Origin of the sequence: Streptomyces eurocidicus (genome assembly GCF_002891295.1) — a bacterium.
Classification (GTDB): Bacteria; Actinomycetota; Actinomycetes; order Streptomycetales; family Streptomycetaceae; genus Streptomyces; species Streptomyces eurocidicus.
In genome coordinates this window covers 61,830-76,914 of record NZ_LGUI01000002.1, presented here as the reverse complement: position 1 = coordinate 76,914, position 15,085 = coordinate 61,830, and the positions used below count along the sequence as shown (strand labels likewise).

General features: G+C 73.3%; 13 protein-coding genes and 1 pseudogene. 4 read left to right on the top strand and 10 right to left on the bottom strand.

All coding sequences use genetic code 11. From position 1 onward, the window contains the following. Nucleotides 1-198: 198 nt before the first annotated feature. The 3 genes from AF335_RS05345 to AF335_RS05335 all read right to left on the bottom strand — a co-directional run bounded on the left by AF335_RS05345 (nt 199) and on the right by AF335_RS05335 (nt 3,714). Entirely contained in the window at nt 199-1,266 is a 1,068-nt protein-coding gene (locus AF335_RS05345) for an acyl-CoA dehydrogenase family protein (RefSeq protein WP_102917128.1), read from the bottom strand. Continuing rightward, nucleotides 1,266-2,435 carry an acyl-CoA dehydrogenase family protein gene (locus AF335_RS05340; protein ID WP_102917127.1) on the bottom strand — a complete coding sequence of 390 codons (1,170 nt, stop codon included), beginning with the start codon at nt 2,433-2,435 and terminating at the stop codon, nt 1,266-1,268. Before AF335_RS05340 ends, AF335_RS05345 begins: the two co-directional genes overlap by 1 nt. 85 nt (nt 2,436-2,520) lie before the next feature. After that, nucleotides 2,521-3,714, bottom strand: a complete 1,194-nt coding sequence (locus AF335_RS05335) for a CaiB/BaiF CoA transferase family protein (RefSeq protein ID WP_102917126.1) — start codon at nt 3,712-3,714, stop codon at nt 2,521-2,523. 161 nt (nt 3,715-3,875) lie between these two features. Between AF335_RS05335 and AF335_RS05330 the strand changes: the two are divergent. Continuing rightward, nucleotides 3,876-4,876 (top strand): annotated as a pseudogene (locus tag AF335_RS05330) (IS5 family transposase). A gap of 19 nt (nt 4,877-4,895) precedes the next feature. Here the strand turns inward: AF335_RS05330 and AF335_RS05325 are convergent. The 5 genes from AF335_RS05325 to AF335_RS05305 form a co-directional block, all read right to left on the bottom strand. Continuing rightward, the gene (locus tag AF335_RS05325) at nt 4,896-6,341 is read right to left on the bottom strand and encodes a CoA transferase (RefSeq protein ID WP_102917124.1); all 1,446 of its coding nucleotides are present in this window, start codon (nt 6,339-6,341) and stop codon (nt 4,896-4,898) included. Between the two features lie 69 nt (nt 6,342-6,410). After that, nucleotides 6,411-7,148 (bottom strand): helix-turn-helix domain-containing protein, encoded by a 738-nt coding sequence (locus tag AF335_RS05320; protein WP_102917123.1) that lies wholly within the window; start codon nt 7,146-7,148, stop codon nt 6,411-6,413. Nucleotides 7,149-7,544: 396 nt separating this feature from the next. Next, nucleotides 7,545-7,922: an MmcQ/YjbR family DNA-binding protein gene (locus AF335_RS05315; protein ID WP_102917122.1), complete on the bottom strand. Its 378-nt coding sequence runs from the start codon at nt 7,920-7,922 to the stop codon at nt 7,545-7,547. A gap of 56 nt (nt 7,923-7,978) precedes the next feature. Continuing rightward, nucleotides 7,979-8,938: a dihydrodipicolinate synthase family protein gene (locus tag AF335_RS05310; protein WP_102917121.1), complete on the bottom strand. Its 960-nt coding sequence runs from the start codon at nt 8,936-8,938 to the stop codon at nt 7,979-7,981. A 938-nt stretch (nt 8,939-9,876) separates the two neighbouring features. Further along, nucleotides 9,877-10,581, bottom strand: coding sequence for an endonuclease V (locus tag AF335_RS05305; protein WP_102917120.1), 705 nt, complete (start codon nt 10,579-10,581; stop codon nt 9,877-9,879). A 40-nt stretch (nt 10,582-10,621) separates the two neighbouring features. Between AF335_RS05305 and AF335_RS05300 the strand changes: the two genes are divergently transcribed. After that, a complete protein-coding gene (locus AF335_RS05300) occupies nt 10,622-10,921 on the top strand; it encodes a YciI family protein (RefSeq protein ID WP_102917119.1) in 300 nt (99 codons plus the stop codon). Here AF335_RS05300 and AF335_RS05295 read toward each other — a convergent pair. After that, complete coding sequence (locus AF335_RS05295) at nt 10,910-12,007, bottom strand: WD40/YVTN/BNR-like repeat-containing protein (RefSeq protein ID WP_102917118.1); 1,098 nt, start codon at nt 12,005-12,007, stop codon at nt 10,910-10,912. The genes AF335_RS05300 and AF335_RS05295 overlap by 12 nt on opposite strands. A 433-nt stretch (nt 12,008-12,440) precedes the next feature. Here AF335_RS05295 and AF335_RS05290 point away from each other — a divergent pair, with 433 nt between their 5' ends. After that, complete coding sequence (locus tag AF335_RS05290; RefSeq protein WP_102917117.1) at nt 12,441-13,631, top strand: sensor histidine kinase; 1,191 nt, start codon at nt 12,441-12,443, stop codon at nt 13,629-13,631. Nucleotides 13,632-13,917: 286 nt separating this feature from the next. Beyond that, on the top strand, nt 13,918-14,331 hold the full coding sequence (gene ssgD, locus AF335_RS05285; RefSeq protein WP_102917116.1) for a spore wall synthesis regulator SsgD: 414 nt from the start codon (nt 13,918-13,920) through the stop codon (nt 14,329-14,331). 129 nt (nt 14,332-14,460) lie between these two features. Here ssgD and AF335_RS05280 read toward each other — a convergent pair whose 3' ends face one another. Continuing rightward, nucleotides 14,461-14,967 (bottom strand): inorganic diphosphatase, encoded by a 507-nt coding sequence (locus AF335_RS05280; protein ID WP_102917115.1) that lies wholly within the window; start codon nt 14,965-14,967, stop codon nt 14,461-14,463. Between the last annotated feature and the right edge of the window lie 118 nt (nt 14,968-15,085).

The following is a 15,085-nucleotide window of genomic DNA, read 5'->3' as shown; positions in this document are numbered from 1 at the left end:
GTTAAGAACGGGTTCCAGTTTCCACAAGCCCTCGGACGAACGGCCGCAGGCGCGCATAAGGGACGGCGGGATGAGACGAACTCCCCTCTGATCGTTAACTCGTGGTAGCGCTGATCCACACCGAGCCGGGGGGAGAACTGCTGAGCCGCCGGCCGGTCTTGGCCGGTCGGCGGCGAGGCAGGGCATGGGGGCGAGGGGTCAGGGTGTGGTGGTGAGGGTGGGCCAGAGGGCGGTGGCGGTGAGGGGACGGGCCAGGCGGCGTGCCCAGTAGGTCTCGTCACCGTCTTCGTCGCGCCAGGACCACAGGCGGGTGGTGGCGAGGTGGAGCGGGTGGAGCCGGGTGATGCCGATGGCGCCGTGGAGTTGGTGGGCGATGCGGGCGATCTCGGCGGCCGAGGCGGACGTCTGGGTCTTGGCGGCGGCGACGGCGAAGCGGGCGGCCGCTCCGCCGGTGTCCAGTGGGGCGGCGGCGGCCTGGACGGCGGTGCGGACCAGCGCGGTCTCCTCGACCAGCCGCGCTTCTTCCTGCTTGACGGCCTGGAAGCGGCTGAGCGGACGGCCGAACTGGGTACGGGCGGTGGTGTGGGCGACCGTCAGGCCGACACACCGTTCGGCGGCGCCGGCGATCAGGGCGGAGCGGGCCAGGGCCGCACGGAGCCGGGCCTCGTCGAGCAGTTCGGGGGAGATCCGGCGGACCTGCGAGGCGGGGATCTCAAGGGCGGCCAGGTGCAGGTCGTCGCGGGGTTCCCCGGCGAGGTTGCCGCCGGGGGTGAGGGCGGCCCGGCCGGGGGTGAGGGTGAACAGGACAGGGCCGGAGGGGGCGGTGGCCAGAACGACCACCGCGGTGGCGGCGCGGGCCCAGGGAACGCGGCGCAGGGTGCCGGTGACCAGCAGGGTGTCGTCATCGCCCAGGCAGCCGGCCGAGCCGACGGAGGAGGCGGCCGGGCGGGCGTAACGGACGGTGAGCTCGGGGGCGATGGCGTAGCTGAGGAAGCCGTCCGGGGCGGGGAGGCCGGCGCGGCGCAGCAGCGGGCGGGCGACCAGGGCGGTCTCGGCGAGGGGGGCGGGGACGGCGCGGAATCCTGCTTCCTGGGCGGCGGCGAGGAGTCCGGCGGTGGCGGCGTCCGGGGACGGGAGGGGCACGGCGTCGGGGGCCGTGGTGTTGGTGACGACGGCGATGGCGTCCGGGTCGGCGAAGAAGGCGCTGGTGCCGTAGTCGTCGGCGGAGATGACGGGGGTGCTGGTGTCGATCGTGTGGGTGTTCATCAGTGCTGCTCCAGACCACGAGTGATGATGCCGCGAAGGATTTCGTTGGTACCGCCGCGCAGGGTGTAGCCGGGGCTGTGCAGCAGGGCGAAGGCGAGCAGTTCGGGGTGGCTGCCGGGGGTGGCGTGCGGGTCGGCCGGGGTCGGCAGGATGCCGCGGACGGTGTCGACCAGCGCGACCTCAAGGCGGGTGCCGAGGTCCTTGACCAGGGCGGCCTGGGCGTCGGGGGCGGCTCCGGCGTCCAGGGCCGCGGCCACGCCGAGGGACAGGCGACGGATGCTGTGCAGGCGGGCCGTCAGAATGCCGATCCGGGTGAGCTGTTCGGCCGTGGCCGGGCGCCGCTCCAGTTCGCGGAGCAGGGAGACCAGCAGGGGGAAGGTGGACAGATAGCGTTCCGGGCCGCTGCGTTCGAAGGCGAGTTCGCCGGTGACCTGCTTCCAGCCGTCGCCCCGCCGCCCGAGCAGCATGCCGTCGGGGACGTCGACGCCTTCGAGGTGGCAGGCGTTGAAGCGGTGCTCGCCGCTCATCAGGTGGATCGGCTCGACCCGTACGCCCGGGGCGCGCAGGTCGACGATGAACTGGCTGAGCCCCGCGTGCCTGTCCTCGGTGTCGTCGGTGCGGGCCAGCACGATGGCGTAGTCGTTGACGTGGGCGCCGCCGGTCCACATCTTGGTGCCGGTCAACCGCCAGCCGTCGGCGGTGTGTTCGGCTCGGGTGGCGACCGAGGCGAGGTCGGATCCGCTGCTCTTCTCGCTCATGCCGATGGAGAAGAAGCACTGCCCGGCGGCGATCCTCGGCAGGAAGAAGCGGCGCTGCTCCTCGGTGCCGTGCTGGAGGACGGAGGGCCCCGCCTGCCGGTCGGAGACCCAGTGGGCGCTGACCGGGGCGCCGGCGGCGAGCAGCTCCTCGATCACCACATAGCGCTCCAGGAAGCCGCGGCCGGCGCCGCCGTACTCGGTGGGCAGGGCCATGCCGACCCAGCCGCGCTCGGCGAGACGGCGGCTGAAGCCGGGGTCCCAGCCGGCCAGCCAGGAGTCGGGGCGGCCGAGCACGGTGCCGCGGGCGCGCTCCTCGTCGACGAAGGCGCGGACCTCGGCACGGAGCCGGCGGGCCGATTCGGGCAGGGTGACGTCGGGGAATGCGATCGGTGCAAGCGTCGAGGGGGACATGGTTCATTCGCTCCCGGGGCGGTGTGTCTTGTCGGTACGGATTCGGTACGGGGCTTCGGTACGGGACTTCGGTACGGGACTTCGGTCAGTCCGCGGGGTGCAGCAGCGAGGAGTCGAAGCCGGCCTCGCGGAGGACCTCGTCGGTGTGCTGGCCGATGGCCGGGCAGGGCCGTAGCTCCGGCTCCGGGTCGGCCGAGTAGCGCACCGGGCGGCCGATGACCCGGTAGCGGCCCTCGGTGGGGTGTTCGGCCTCGTACAGCAGGCCGCCCTCCTGGGCGTAGGCGGTGGTGGCGGCGGAGGCCAGGTCGAGCACGGGGGCGGCGGCGATGCCCGCCCGGTCGCAGAACGCCTGCCACTCGGCGCTGGTGTGCAGCGGCGTCAGCCCCGCGAGCAGCGGATAGAACGCGTCGGCGTTGCGGGCCCGGTCGGGGCCGGTGGAAAAGCGCGGGTCGGCGGCCAGTTCGGGGCGGCCCACGAAGGCGGTGAAGTCCCGCCAGTTGCGGTCGCTGTGCGGCAGGATGCACATCCAGCCGTCGGCGGTGCGCAGGGCTCGGCGCTGCGGGCTGAGCGAGCGGGCCGAGCCGAACTCCCCGTCGGCCTCCAAGGAGGCCGCGCCCAGGTGCTCGACCAGGTTGAAGGCGAGCATGGTGTCGGCCATCGGGACCTCGATGTGCTGTCCGGTGCCGCCGTGCTCCCGGTAGTGCAGCGCGGCCAGTACCGACTGGGCGATCTGCATGCCGCAGATCTTGTCGGCGAGGACGGTGGGAACGTAGTGCGGTTGGCCGGAGACCTGGTGGTTGAGCCAGACCAGGCCGCTGGCCGCCTGGATGATGTCGTCGTAGGCGGCGTGCGTGCCGTAACGGCTGTCGCTGCGGAAGCCCTGGGCATTGGCGTAGATCAGGCCGGGGTTGACGGCCGCGACCTCGTCGTAGCCGAGGCGGAGCTTCTCCAGGGCCTGCGGGCGCAGGTTGGTGATGAAGACGTCGGCGGTGCGCAGCAGGGCGAGCAGGGCATCGCGGCCGTGCGGGGCCTTGAGGTCGATGGCGGCGCTGCGCTTGTTGCGGTTCAGGTTGAGTGCCGGGCCGCCCATGCCGGGGTGGCGGCGCGGCGGGTAGTGGCGCGTCATGTCGCCCGTGGGCGGCTCGACCTTGATCACGTCCGCGCCCAGGTCGCCGAGTTCCTTGGCGGCGTACGGGGCCATGATCACGCCGGCCAGTTCGATGACGCGGACTCCGGCGAGGAGTCCGCGGCCGGACGGGCCGCTCGGCTTCTCGGGCATCTTGCGGTGCCTCCTGGGGTATCGGGTGGGGCGGGCGAACGGAGGTGCGTGGACCGCGGCGGTGGCGGGTCCCGGAGAAGTGGCCTAGGGCGTGTATCGGATTGTGATCAGTTTGTTCGATTCGACCTCATGGTGGGTCCTGGTCCGGTAGACCGTCATATGTGACGAGAGCGCAACTGACGGATGTGGAGTGGGAGTTCATCGAGCCCTTCCTGCCGGTAGGCAGGTTCGGGCCTTACCCCGAGCGGTTGCGGCAGCAGTTCGAGGGCGTGATCTGGCGGTTTCGTACGGGTGGGCAGTGGCGGGAGATGCCGTCCGAGTTCGGCGCCTGGCCGACTGTCCACAACCGCTTCCGTCAGTGGAGGGACGCCGGTGTCTTCGAAGCCCTGCTGGAGGCCTCGATCGCACAGGCGGCGAGGCGGGGTGAGGTGGACGTGTCCCTGGTCAGCGTGGACTCCACCACGGTCAGGGCTCACCACGACGCCGCCGGGATGCATCTGGACCCCGGCGTCCTTGCCGCCCTGGAGAAAGCCTCAGCCGAAGAGGGGAAGGCCCGGCAAAAGGGGGTGGCCCGGAAGAACAAGACGGACACGGTGGAGATGGCCTCGAGCGGGAGGCACGACGCCGCATCCGGCGCCGTCACCAGGTCCGTTTGAAAGCCGCCCTGCTCGGACGTTCCAGAGGCGGCCAGACCAGCAAGATCCACCTCGCCAGCGATCGAAAGTGCCGCCCGCTGGCCATCGTGCTGACCGCGGGACAGGCCGCCGACAGCCCGCAGTTCATCCCCGTGCTGAAGAAGGTACGCATCCGGCAGAGCATCGGCCGCCCTCGCACCCGGCCTGACGCGGTCGCCGCGGACAAGGCCTACTCCTCCCGCGGCAACCGCGCTCATCTGCGGAAACGACGCATCAAAGCAGTCATCCCAGAGAAGAAGGACCAGGCCGCCAACCGGAAGAAGAAAGGCAGCACCGGCGGCCGGCCCGTCAGCTTCGACCCCGATCTCTACAAAGAACGCAACACCGTCGAGCGTCTGATCAACAAAATGAAGGCCTGGCGAGGCATCGCCACTCGATACGACCAAACCCCGGCAAGCTACCTCGCCGGCCTCCACCTCCGTGCCGCGATGATCTGGATCAAAGACCTCACCCGCAGCACCTCTTGATCACAACCCAATACGTTCCCTAGCGCCACTGGAGCGCGGCGGACCCGAGCGGGGAACGCCGGCCGGCCTGTGGGACCGTGCGCCCGCTGTACGCGAACGGTGTCGCCGGTTCGGTGAGCGGGCCGAAGTCGGTCTCGGCGGTCGACAGCGCGGCGAACGGCGTGCGCCCGGGCCGGGGCAGGTCGGTGACGTCCTCCCGTGCGAGCAGCCCGAGTTCCTGCACCCAGTGGCAGACCCCGGCCAAGGTCACGCGGATCCGCCAGGAGCCGCCCTCGGTCGCACGCCGGCGCAGGACCGTTGCCACGGCGGCGGCCCCGAGGTAGGCGGCGAGGTAGTCGTTGAGCAGGTACGTCGGCGGCAGCGACGGCCGGTCGGTCCACTCCTCGACGGCGAATCCTGTTGCCGAGCAGGCGAGTTGGTCGAACCCGCCGCGTTCGCCCCAGGGTCCTTCGGCGCCCCAGGCGTGGTATTCGAGGGTGATGAGTCCGGGGCGGCGCCGGACGAGTTCCTCGGTCGACGCCCCGTGCCGGGCGAGTCCCCGGTAGGCGTGCACGAAGACGTCCGCGTCCTGGAGCGCTTCGTGGAAGGCCGCACGGTCGTGAGCGTCGCGCAGGTCGCAGTAGGCGTTGCGCTTGCCGCCACCGGTCATCGCGATCATCGGGATCGGGTCGGGGCGGTCGGGACGCGACAGGTGCAGCACGTCGGCGCCGAACTGGGCGAGGAGCCGCGCCCCGACGGGACCCGCGATGACATGGGTGAGATCGAGTACCCGTACGCCCGCGAGCGCCTCATCGGCCTCACCGATCGGCTCCAGGGGCCGGACCGGTCCGTCACCGACGCGTTCGATCTCGACGACCGGACGCCGGGCCACGTACCGCCCGGCGGGGTGCGCGAGCCACTCGTCGCGGGTGCGCACGACGCAGGCGACGCCACCCCGCGCGCAGATGGCCTCCTCCAGCGTGAAGGCGTCCCAGCCGGCCGTGGCCCGCGCGATCCCCACCTTGTCGAGCCCGCACCCGAGCACGGAGCAGACCGCGTCCCGCAGATGCGGATAGGTGGTGATGAGGAAGATCCACCGGCCGTCGCGCGCCCGGTAGAAGTCGTTGTTGCCGAGCAGCGCCGGATCGTCGAGCAGAGCGCCGATCGGGCGCCCCGAGAGCGTCGTGTGATACGTGGCCATGAGCTGGTCGATCGCGGCCCCGGCCCGCACCTCCACCCTCTGGTGCGGGTGACCGCGCTGTTCGCCGACCGCCGCCGTCTGCCGGGCGAAGACACCGATCGCGGCGGACATGGCATCGGCGAGGCGGTGCACCGAGGGCACCAGGGGATCGGCTCCGACGACGGTGATGGCCTCGGCTCCCCGGGCCGGATCAGGGTCGCCGAGGGTGTGCAGCAGCCGGGAGAGCATCTCGTCGACAGAGGTCGGCGGGATCGTCCCGGTCGTGGTCAGCGGGTGCGAAGTCATGCCGGGATGTTCGTTCCCGGCGCTGCACGAGCGCCCGGATTCACGGATATCCGTGAATCGATGCGGATGTCACATCCGCCTCTCCTGGATGTGCGCGAGCAGCCGGGCCGCCGCCCGGTCCAGGCGCAGCCGCTCCGAGCGGCCGCGACGCCGGTGCGTCAGAACGAGGGCGCCCGTGACGACGGGGCCTTCGGTGACGGGGATCGCGAGCGCGCTGACCTCGGGATCGGCCAGACCCTCGCTGCGGCTGACGCGCGACGCGCGGATCGCCGGAAGAGCACGGCGGAACTCCGCGACCGCCTCGGGGTCCTGGCGGGCGAGCTCGTCGAGCAGCCCGTGGCGCTCCGGCTCGTCGGTGAAGGCCAGCAGCAGCCGGCCTGCGGCGGTGCGCAGCAGCGGCCGGGCCATGTGCTCGTCGGCGAGCGGCAGGAGGCGGGGGATCTCGTCCTCGCCGCCGCGCGCGAGGTGTACGGCGTCGAGCCCCACCCGCACCGTGAGCAGCACCGGGGTGCCCGCGACGCGGCTCAGTTCGTTGAGCTCGGCCTGACTGATCCGCGGGACGACCCGGCCCGCGATGAGGTTGAGGACGTGCGGGGCGGGCCCGAGCCTGAAGCGCCCGTGTTGTTCCAGCAGAAAACCGGCCGCGGCAAGGCCGTTGACCAGGTCCTGCACCGAGCTCGCCGGTGCCCCGACCGTCCGCGCCAACTCGGCCACGGTCGCCCCGCCCGGCTCCCGCGCGGCGGCCTCCAGGATCCACGCGACCCGGTCCACCGTACGGTGACGCCGCCGTCGGCCGTGCTCGCTCATCCCGCCCCACCTTGTCCTTCTGGTACGCCGTCGGCCACTGGCGCCGGCACGGCCCGTCGATCCTTTCCCGCGCCACCCCGGCCCGCACCACCCCGACGAGCAAGCCGTCCCCGGCCCCGCAGACGTCACAAGCCCGGCAGCAGGAGGTGGTCCGCGCAAAGGCGGAAGGACCGTCTCCGGGTCGAAGCCGTCCGCCTTGGCGGGGTGGGGGCGGGGTGCCGCTGCGCGGGGCTTTTTCCCCTACCCGCCCCTTCCCGAACGGGGCTCCGCCCCGGACCCCGGTCCTCAAGCGCCGGACGGGCTGAAATTCAGCCCGTCCGGCGCTTGAGGACATTCGGGAAGGGGCGGGTAGGGGAAAAGCCCTGCCGCAGGCGCACCGTGCCACCCGTCCCCGGATCAGCCCGCGTCGAGCTCGGCGACGAGCCGCTTGGGGGCGATGGTGCGGTAGCTCTCCTCGACCCAGTCGCAGAGCAGCTCGGCGGGGGCGCCGCCGGTGAGCGGGACGGACACCCAGCCGGACCGCCCCAGCCCGTAGCCGGTGGGCGCCGCGCCGGGGACTGTGAGGGCGTGGCCGTGCGCCTCCTCGTCCTTGAGCTTGACGCTGATGCCGGGCGCCTCGGTGTTCCCCTCGGCCCCCAGGAAGACGAAGATCTTCTTGTTGACCTTGACGACGGCGTCGTCCCCCCAGGGGAACTCCTCGACCGCGCCGGGCAGCCCGAGCGCGAACGAGCGGACGGCCGCGCGTGCCTTGAGGGGAGCTGTGGTCGCCGCCATGGGTGCCTCCGGGAGGTGCTCGGTCTGTCGCGGCCCACGCTATCCCGGGCGTCCGCTCACAGCAGGCCCGCCTCCGCCAGGATGCGCCGCACCTCCCGTACGGAGGCGTCGGGCAGGGGTCGCTGGGGAGCGGCGGTGGCCGGGTGGTCGATGACACCCAGGAGGCCGAGGGCGGCCTTGAAGCCGCCGAGGGCGGAGGCGCCGACGCTCATATGCGCCGGGTCGCCCGTCTCGGTGAGCGCGAACAGCGACGCCAGCCGGTCCTGTTCGGCGGCGGCCTCGGCCCAGCGGCCGGCGCGGGCGTGCGCGCACAGCCGTACGTATCCGGCGGGGTCGACGTTGCCGAGTCCCGGCACGACGCCGTGGGCGCCCGCCAGCAGGGCGCCGTCGACGGTCAGTTCGGACCCGGTGAGCACGGTGAACGTACGGTCGAGGCCCCGGGCCCGCAGCGCGACGAGCAGCCGGCGCAGGGAGCCGAGGTCGCCGCTGCTGTCCTTGAGCCCGGCGAGGGTGCCGTCCCCGGCGAGGGCGAGGAGCGTGGGAACGGTGAGCTTGGAGTGGACGGAGGACGGGATGTCGTAGCCGATCAGGGGCAGGTCGACGGCGGCCCGGACGCGGCGGAAGTGGTCGGCGGTCTCGGCCGGGTGGGTGGCCGCGTAGAAGGGCGCGGTGGCGACGAGCGCGTCGGCGCCGAGCGCGAGCGCGCAGCGGGCGTGGTCGGTGACCCGGGCGGTGGTCATGTCGATGACCCCGGCGAGCACGGGCACCCGGCCGCCGACGGCGTCGACGGCCGTGCCGAGGACCGTACGGCGCTGAGCATCACTCAGATAGGCGATCTCCCCGCTGGACCCGAGCACGAAGAGGGCGTCCACGCCCGCTGCCAGCAGATGCTCGACGAGGGAACGGAGGGACCGGGTGTCGACGTGACCTGCGGGCGTGAGGGGCGTGCACACCGGCGGTACGACGCCGGTCAGGGGAACGGGCCAGGTGGTGCTGTCGGGGCCTGTCAGGGGCATCGTGGGTGCCAGCCCTTCGCGGTCCGGGGTGGGATGTCCGCTTCGGCGCTGAATCTGTCGGAGGAGGCGGGGGGTGTCAAGGGGGCGGGGGTGGGAGTGGGACCGGGGGTGTCTCTGCCCGGCCCCGGCTGCCGGGAAGACGCGCACGGGGGTGCACGCCGTCCGAAGGCCCGCCCGCCGGTGACCGACCGGGTCTCCGGAGCCTGTGCGGTCCCCGGGCCCGGCCGGTGGCTGAGGACGCCACGCGGGGTCACCCGGCACGTAAGGGGCCGCTCTTCGGCAGCGGGCCGGAATACCAGGGCCCGCCCGGACCTCGCCCAGCCGACGGCCGAGGACACCACGCGCGGCGCAAAGGAGCGGAACCCGAGGTCACCCGGCGCATAAGAGGCCACCCTTCGGCAGCGGGCCGGAATGCCACGGCCCGCCCGGACCTCGCCCGGCCGGCGACCGAGGCACCGCGCGGCGCAAAGGAGCGGAACCCGAGGTCACCCGGCGCATAAAAGGCCACCCTTCGGCAGCGGGCCGGAATGCCACGGCCCGCCCGGACCTCGCCCGGCCAGCGACCGAGGCACCGCGCGGCGCAAAGGAGCGGAACCCGAGGTCACCCGGCGCATAAAAGGCCACCCTTCGGCAGCGGGCCGGAATACCACGGCCCGCCCGGACCTCGCCCGGCCAGCGACCGAGGCACCGCGCGGCGCAAAGGAGCGGAACCCACCCGAGGCCACCCTTCGGCAGCGGGCCGGAATACCGGGCCCGCCCGGAACCCACCCGGCCGGTGGCTGAGGACAGCACGCGTGGCGCAATGTAAAGAGGCCGTCTTTCGGCGGCGGGCCGGGGTTCCGGGATTCGCCCGGAACCCGCCCGGCGGCGGCGTGCCGCGCCGCGCGCATCGCGGCAAGGACGGGCGACGGCCAGGACGCCGTCCCGCGCGCCGTGGCTCACGCCTCCCGGAGTGCCGCCCGGCACAGCGCGTCCGCCGCCCGCGTCGTCTCCGGCAGCCGGAACTCGCGGGCCAGCCGCAGGGTGAACCCGCACGCGTGGTCCAGGCTCACCCGGTGACCCACCGACACGTAGACGGGTTTCACGCCCTCCCGCGTGCGGAGCGCCCGCCCCACCTCCTCCTCGCCGTCCAGCAGCGGGGACGCGTCCCCCCGGCGCGGGCCGGGAGGCTCGTGGCGGAAGGTGAAGGGATTCTTCGCGACGCCCATCGTCGGCAGCCCGGTGAGCACCCCCAGATGGCTCGCCAGGCCGAACCGGCGCGGGTGCGCGAGCCCGTACCCGTCGCAGACGACCAGGCCCGGCCGGACCGGCAGCCGGTCGAGTGCGGCGATCACCGTGGGGATCTCGCGGAAGGCGAGCAGGCCGGGCACGTAGGGGAAGGCCACGCGGCCGACCGCCGTGGCCTCCGCGACCACGTCCAGGGTCTCCGCGTCGAGCGCGACGGCCGCCGCCGCGACGACGTCGCGCTCGTCGTCGTACGCCACGTCCACGCCCACGACGGTCAGCGGCTCGCCCGGCACCGGCCCGGGCTCGTCGAGCACCACCCGGCCCCGCAGCTCGTCCTGGACGGCGGTCGCCGCCGCTTCCGTGGTGGGCCAGCCGGGCGGCGGTCCGCCGGGTGTCTCGGTCGTCGCGTACGTCATAGTGGGGCCTACGCTACGGGACGGGCGTAGCCTGTCGATCATGTTCGTACTGGAGCTGACCTACATCGCGCCGATCGAGCGCGTCGACGCCGCCCTCGCCGAGCACGTCGCCTGGCTGGACGCCCACTACGCGTCCGGTGTGTTCATCGCCTCCGGCCGCAAGGTGCCCCGGGACGGCGGGATCATCCTCGCGGTCGGCGACGACCGCGGGAAGATCGAGGAGATCACCCGGAGCGACCCGTTCAGCGTCGCCGGGGTGTGCGAGTACACGATCACGGAGTTCGTCGCGACGAAGACCGTGCCGGCGCTGGAGCACTACCGGCAGCAGCTACCGTCCTGACCCGCCGAGCCGCGCGATCCGCCCCTTCTCTCCGGCGGCCCAGCAGCCGCCGGCCGGGGCGCAGTCGACGGTGTCGTACGAGCCGGTGTCGAACCCGCGCCAGGTGCGGCCGCCGTCCGTGGTGACGTCGCTTCCCGTCGGTCCGACCGCGAGCGCCGTGCCGTGGCGGTGCGGCAGCCAGGCGACGCCGGAACGGTAGGCGGCGGGCGGCCGCCCCGCCGCGGCCCAGCTGGCGCCGCCGTCGCCGGAGACGGCCGCGGCGCGCTCCGAGGGCTGCCCGGGGCGGTAGTCGCCGCCGACGGCCAGCCCGTGCGTACGGTCGCGGAAGGCGAGCCCGAAGACGCCTCGGGCGGGGTCGCCGGCCGGTACGGGCGCGTCCGTGGCGCTCCAGGTGCGGCCCCGGTCCGTGGAATGCAGGATCCGCGCGGTGGCCGCGCCCCCGGTGGCGATCCAGGCGTCCCGGGCGCCGTGACTCACCAGGCACTGGCCGCTGGCGGCGAACGCCGCCTCGCCCGGCTGCGCCGGAGGCATCCCGTCCGGCGGCAGCACCCGCCAGTCGCGGCCGCCGTCGGCGGTGGCGAGGACGCGGTACCGGCCGTCGACCGGGTCGCCGAGCGCGATGCCGTGACGGGCGTCGAAGAAGGTCATGCAGTCGTAGAAGGCCCGCGGATCGGTGTTCCGGAAGCTCTCGGTCCAGGTGGTGCCGCCGTCGTCCGTGCGGAAGACGCGGGACGCCTCGCCCTCCCCGATCGCCAGGACGACGGCCCGCCGCGCGTCGAACGCCTCCACGTCCCGGAACTCCAGCGCGCCGACGCCGGGCGGTGAGACGTTCCGCCAGCTCCGGCCACCGTTCCTGGTGAGCAGGATGGTGCCTTTGGTGCCCGCGGCCCACGCGGTGGAACGGCTGACGGCGGCGAGACCGCGGAAGCGGGCGTCGGTGCGGGTGTCCGTGAGGTGCCAAGCGGGGTCGGCGGCGGGATCCGGGGCGGTGGCGGCCTGGGCGGGTCCGGGTCCGGGGAGGGTGGCTGTCGCGGTGAGTGCGGTGAGGGTGGCGGCGGTGCGTATCAGGTTTCTCATCCGTCCCATGGGGCGGGAAGGTAGTGGGTGGGGTGGGGGTGCGTCCATGGGGGCGGGGGTTGTTCTTGCCCCGGGCCCGCCCCTTCCCGAAACCGGGGCTGACGCCCCGGGCCCCTTTCCGCGCTGACGCGCGGTGGCCTCAATCGCCGGCCGGGCTGGATTTTCGCCCGGTCCGCAGCTGGCTTTCCCTAGCCCTGGGGTGGCTTCCCCACCCGGTTCCGGGCAACGATTCAGCCCGTCCGGCGATTGAGGACCGGGGTCCGGGGCGGAGCCCCGGTTCGGGAAGGGGCGGGGCTGGGGAAAAACCCCGCGCAGCGGCCGACCCGCCCCCACCCACCCGGCCGACCCACCCCCCAAAGCCGTCAAATATTCATCCTTTCGGCCAGTACACCGTGACCGCACGGGCGATCCCCCACCCCCCGCCCCCTCCTAGCGTGAGGACATGACGCCGACGCCCTCACTCCCCGCCAACGTCACTCCCCCACCCCGGGTCCGCCCCCGCCACACCTGGCTCACGGCCGGACTGTGCGGCCTCTGGGTGACCGAGGGGCGGCTGCTCAGCCGTGGCGTCTCGTACTCGGGGCAGACGGGCGGCGGCGGGCACGCGCACCTCGTGGTGTGGGTCGCCGGACTCCTCGTCGCGGCGTGCGTACTGCCGTGGGCCCAGCTCGGCGTCCGGGCCGTCGCCGCCGTCGGCGTGTCGTGGTCGGTGACCGGCTATCTGCTGACGGCCGGGGAGCACCTGCCCGTATGGGGGCTGACGGAGAGCGCCGCGCTGCTGATCCTGCTGGCGGTGGTGGCGTGGCGGGTGCCGGTGCGGGCCGCCGTGCCGCTGGGGATCGCGCTGGCGGCGGGCGTCCTCACCGCGCCGGTCCGGGACGCGGACGTGCCGAACACCACGGTCGTCGCGTACGCCCTGGTCGTGGCCGGGGTGGCCGCGCTGGGGCTGTGTCTGCGCTACCGCGACGCGGAGCGCGAGCGGGCCGTGGCCGCCGCGCGGGAGGCCGAGCGGCTGGAGCTGGCCGGCGAGCTGCACGACTTCGTGTCCCACCACGTCGCGGCGATGACCTTGATGGCCAAGGCCACGGGGTCGCTGACCGCGGACGAGCGGGTCGCCGCGTCACTGCGGGAGATCCAGGAGGCGGGGGACGAGGCGATGACGTCGGCGCGGCGGCTGCTGCGCGTCCTCAACCAGGACCAGCCCCACCGCAGGCCGCTGCCCGACCTCGACCGGATCACGGACCTGGTCGAGGACTTCCGGCGGACGAGCCCGGGGACGCCGGACGTGACGCTGCGCGTCGACCCGGGGCTGGACGACGCGGGCCCGGCCCCCGAGCTGGCGGCCTCGGTGCACCGCATCGTCTCCGAGGCCCTGTCCAACGTGGCCAAGCACAGCCCGGACACCTCGGACGTGCGGGTGACGCTCCGGGGCACGGACGAGCGCCTGTTCGTGTCCGTACGCAACGACGGCCGTCGGAGCGCCTCCCCCGCGCACCGCACGCCCGAGGACAGCGGTGGGCTGGGCCTGGTCGGCCTGACCGAACGCGCGGACGCGATCGGCGGCTCCCTGACGGCCGGCCCGGTGCCGGGCGGGGGGTGGGAGGTGCTGGCGGTGCTGCCGGTACGACGGTGAAGGTCCGTCCAAGATCCCTGCCCTCATCGGTCACCCGACCGAGGCCACCCCCGCGACTGCCGGCGACTCCCGTGGAAAGGATTACCTGGCAATGCCGCTGTTCCTGACGTTCCTGGCGTTACTTCAGGTTCGTAGGCGTAAAGAACATATGTCTTGATCTTCGAAGGGTGGTGACGCAGGTCACGCTCGAATCATGTGCACTGCGGCCACTGATCCACCGTCTCTCCAGACGAAGCAGAGAGGCAAGGACCGCACCACCCCATTACCGATCGCAAGGGAGCACGCGTTGTCCACTGTCATCGACCAAGCTGTCCAGGCACGGCTGATCGCGTCGGCCCCGCAGGACCGCGCGGTTCCCGCCCAGCTCCGTTATCAGCGGTCCGACCCCTTCGCCGTGCACATCGCCTTTCCGCCCGTGGCCTCCCTGGACGGCGCCGACGTCGAATGGGCCTTCGCCCGGGAGCTGCTCGCCTGCGGACTGATCTCGCCGACGGGCCACGGCGACGTCCATGTGTGGCCCTGCGGCCCCGAGCGGACGGTGCTGGAGTTCCACGCGGCGGAGGGAGTGGCCATGGTGCAGATCGACACGGCCGAGCTGCGCCGGTTCCTCACCCGTTCCTACGCCCTGGTGCCGGCCGGCAGCGAGACCGGCCAGTTCGACCTGGACGGCGACCTCACGGCCCTGCTGCGGGGGGCCTGAGCGGATCGGCGGCCCCTGGGCGGATCAGCGGGCCGGGGCGGATCGGCGGGCCCCGGGCGGGGCCATGGCCCGAAGCGGTCCCGAGCGATCCGGGCATACGCCCCGGACGGAGGCACGACCCGGACGGCGTCAGCGGAGGTGCGGCTTCCCCGAACGCGCCCCGGCACGCTCGCGGGAGGCGAGGATCTCGGCCTCGGCCGCGGCCCGGCCGGCCCAGCAGGCGCCGTCGTGCACCGACTTGCCGGGTTCCACCGCCTTGTAGACCTCGAAGAAGTGCTGGATCTCCAGCCTGTCGTACTCGGGTACGTGCCGCAGGTCCCGCAGGTGTTCGTGGCGGGGGTCGCCGGCGGGCACGCACAGCACCTTGTCGTCCGCGCCCTGTTCGTCGCGCATCCGGTACATCCCGATGGCGCGGCACCGGATCACGACGCCGGGGAAGGTCGGCTCGCCCGCGAGCACGAGCGCGTCCAGCGGATCCCCGTCGGCCCCGAGGGTCGCCTCGACGTAGCCGTAGTCGGCGGGGTAGCGGGTGGAGGTGAACAGCAGCCGGTCCAGCCGGATCCGCCCCCGCTCGTGGTCCATCTCGTATTTGTTGCGGCTGCCCTGCGGAATCTCCACGACGACGTCGAAGTCCACGGAAGCTCCTCCGTAAGTGTCGGCCGACCGGTCACCCATGGTGGCCCGGCGGACGGCAGGACACCACGGGTGGGACGGCCCCAATCCGTGGGCCGGACTCCGGATCGCGCCGGCACCG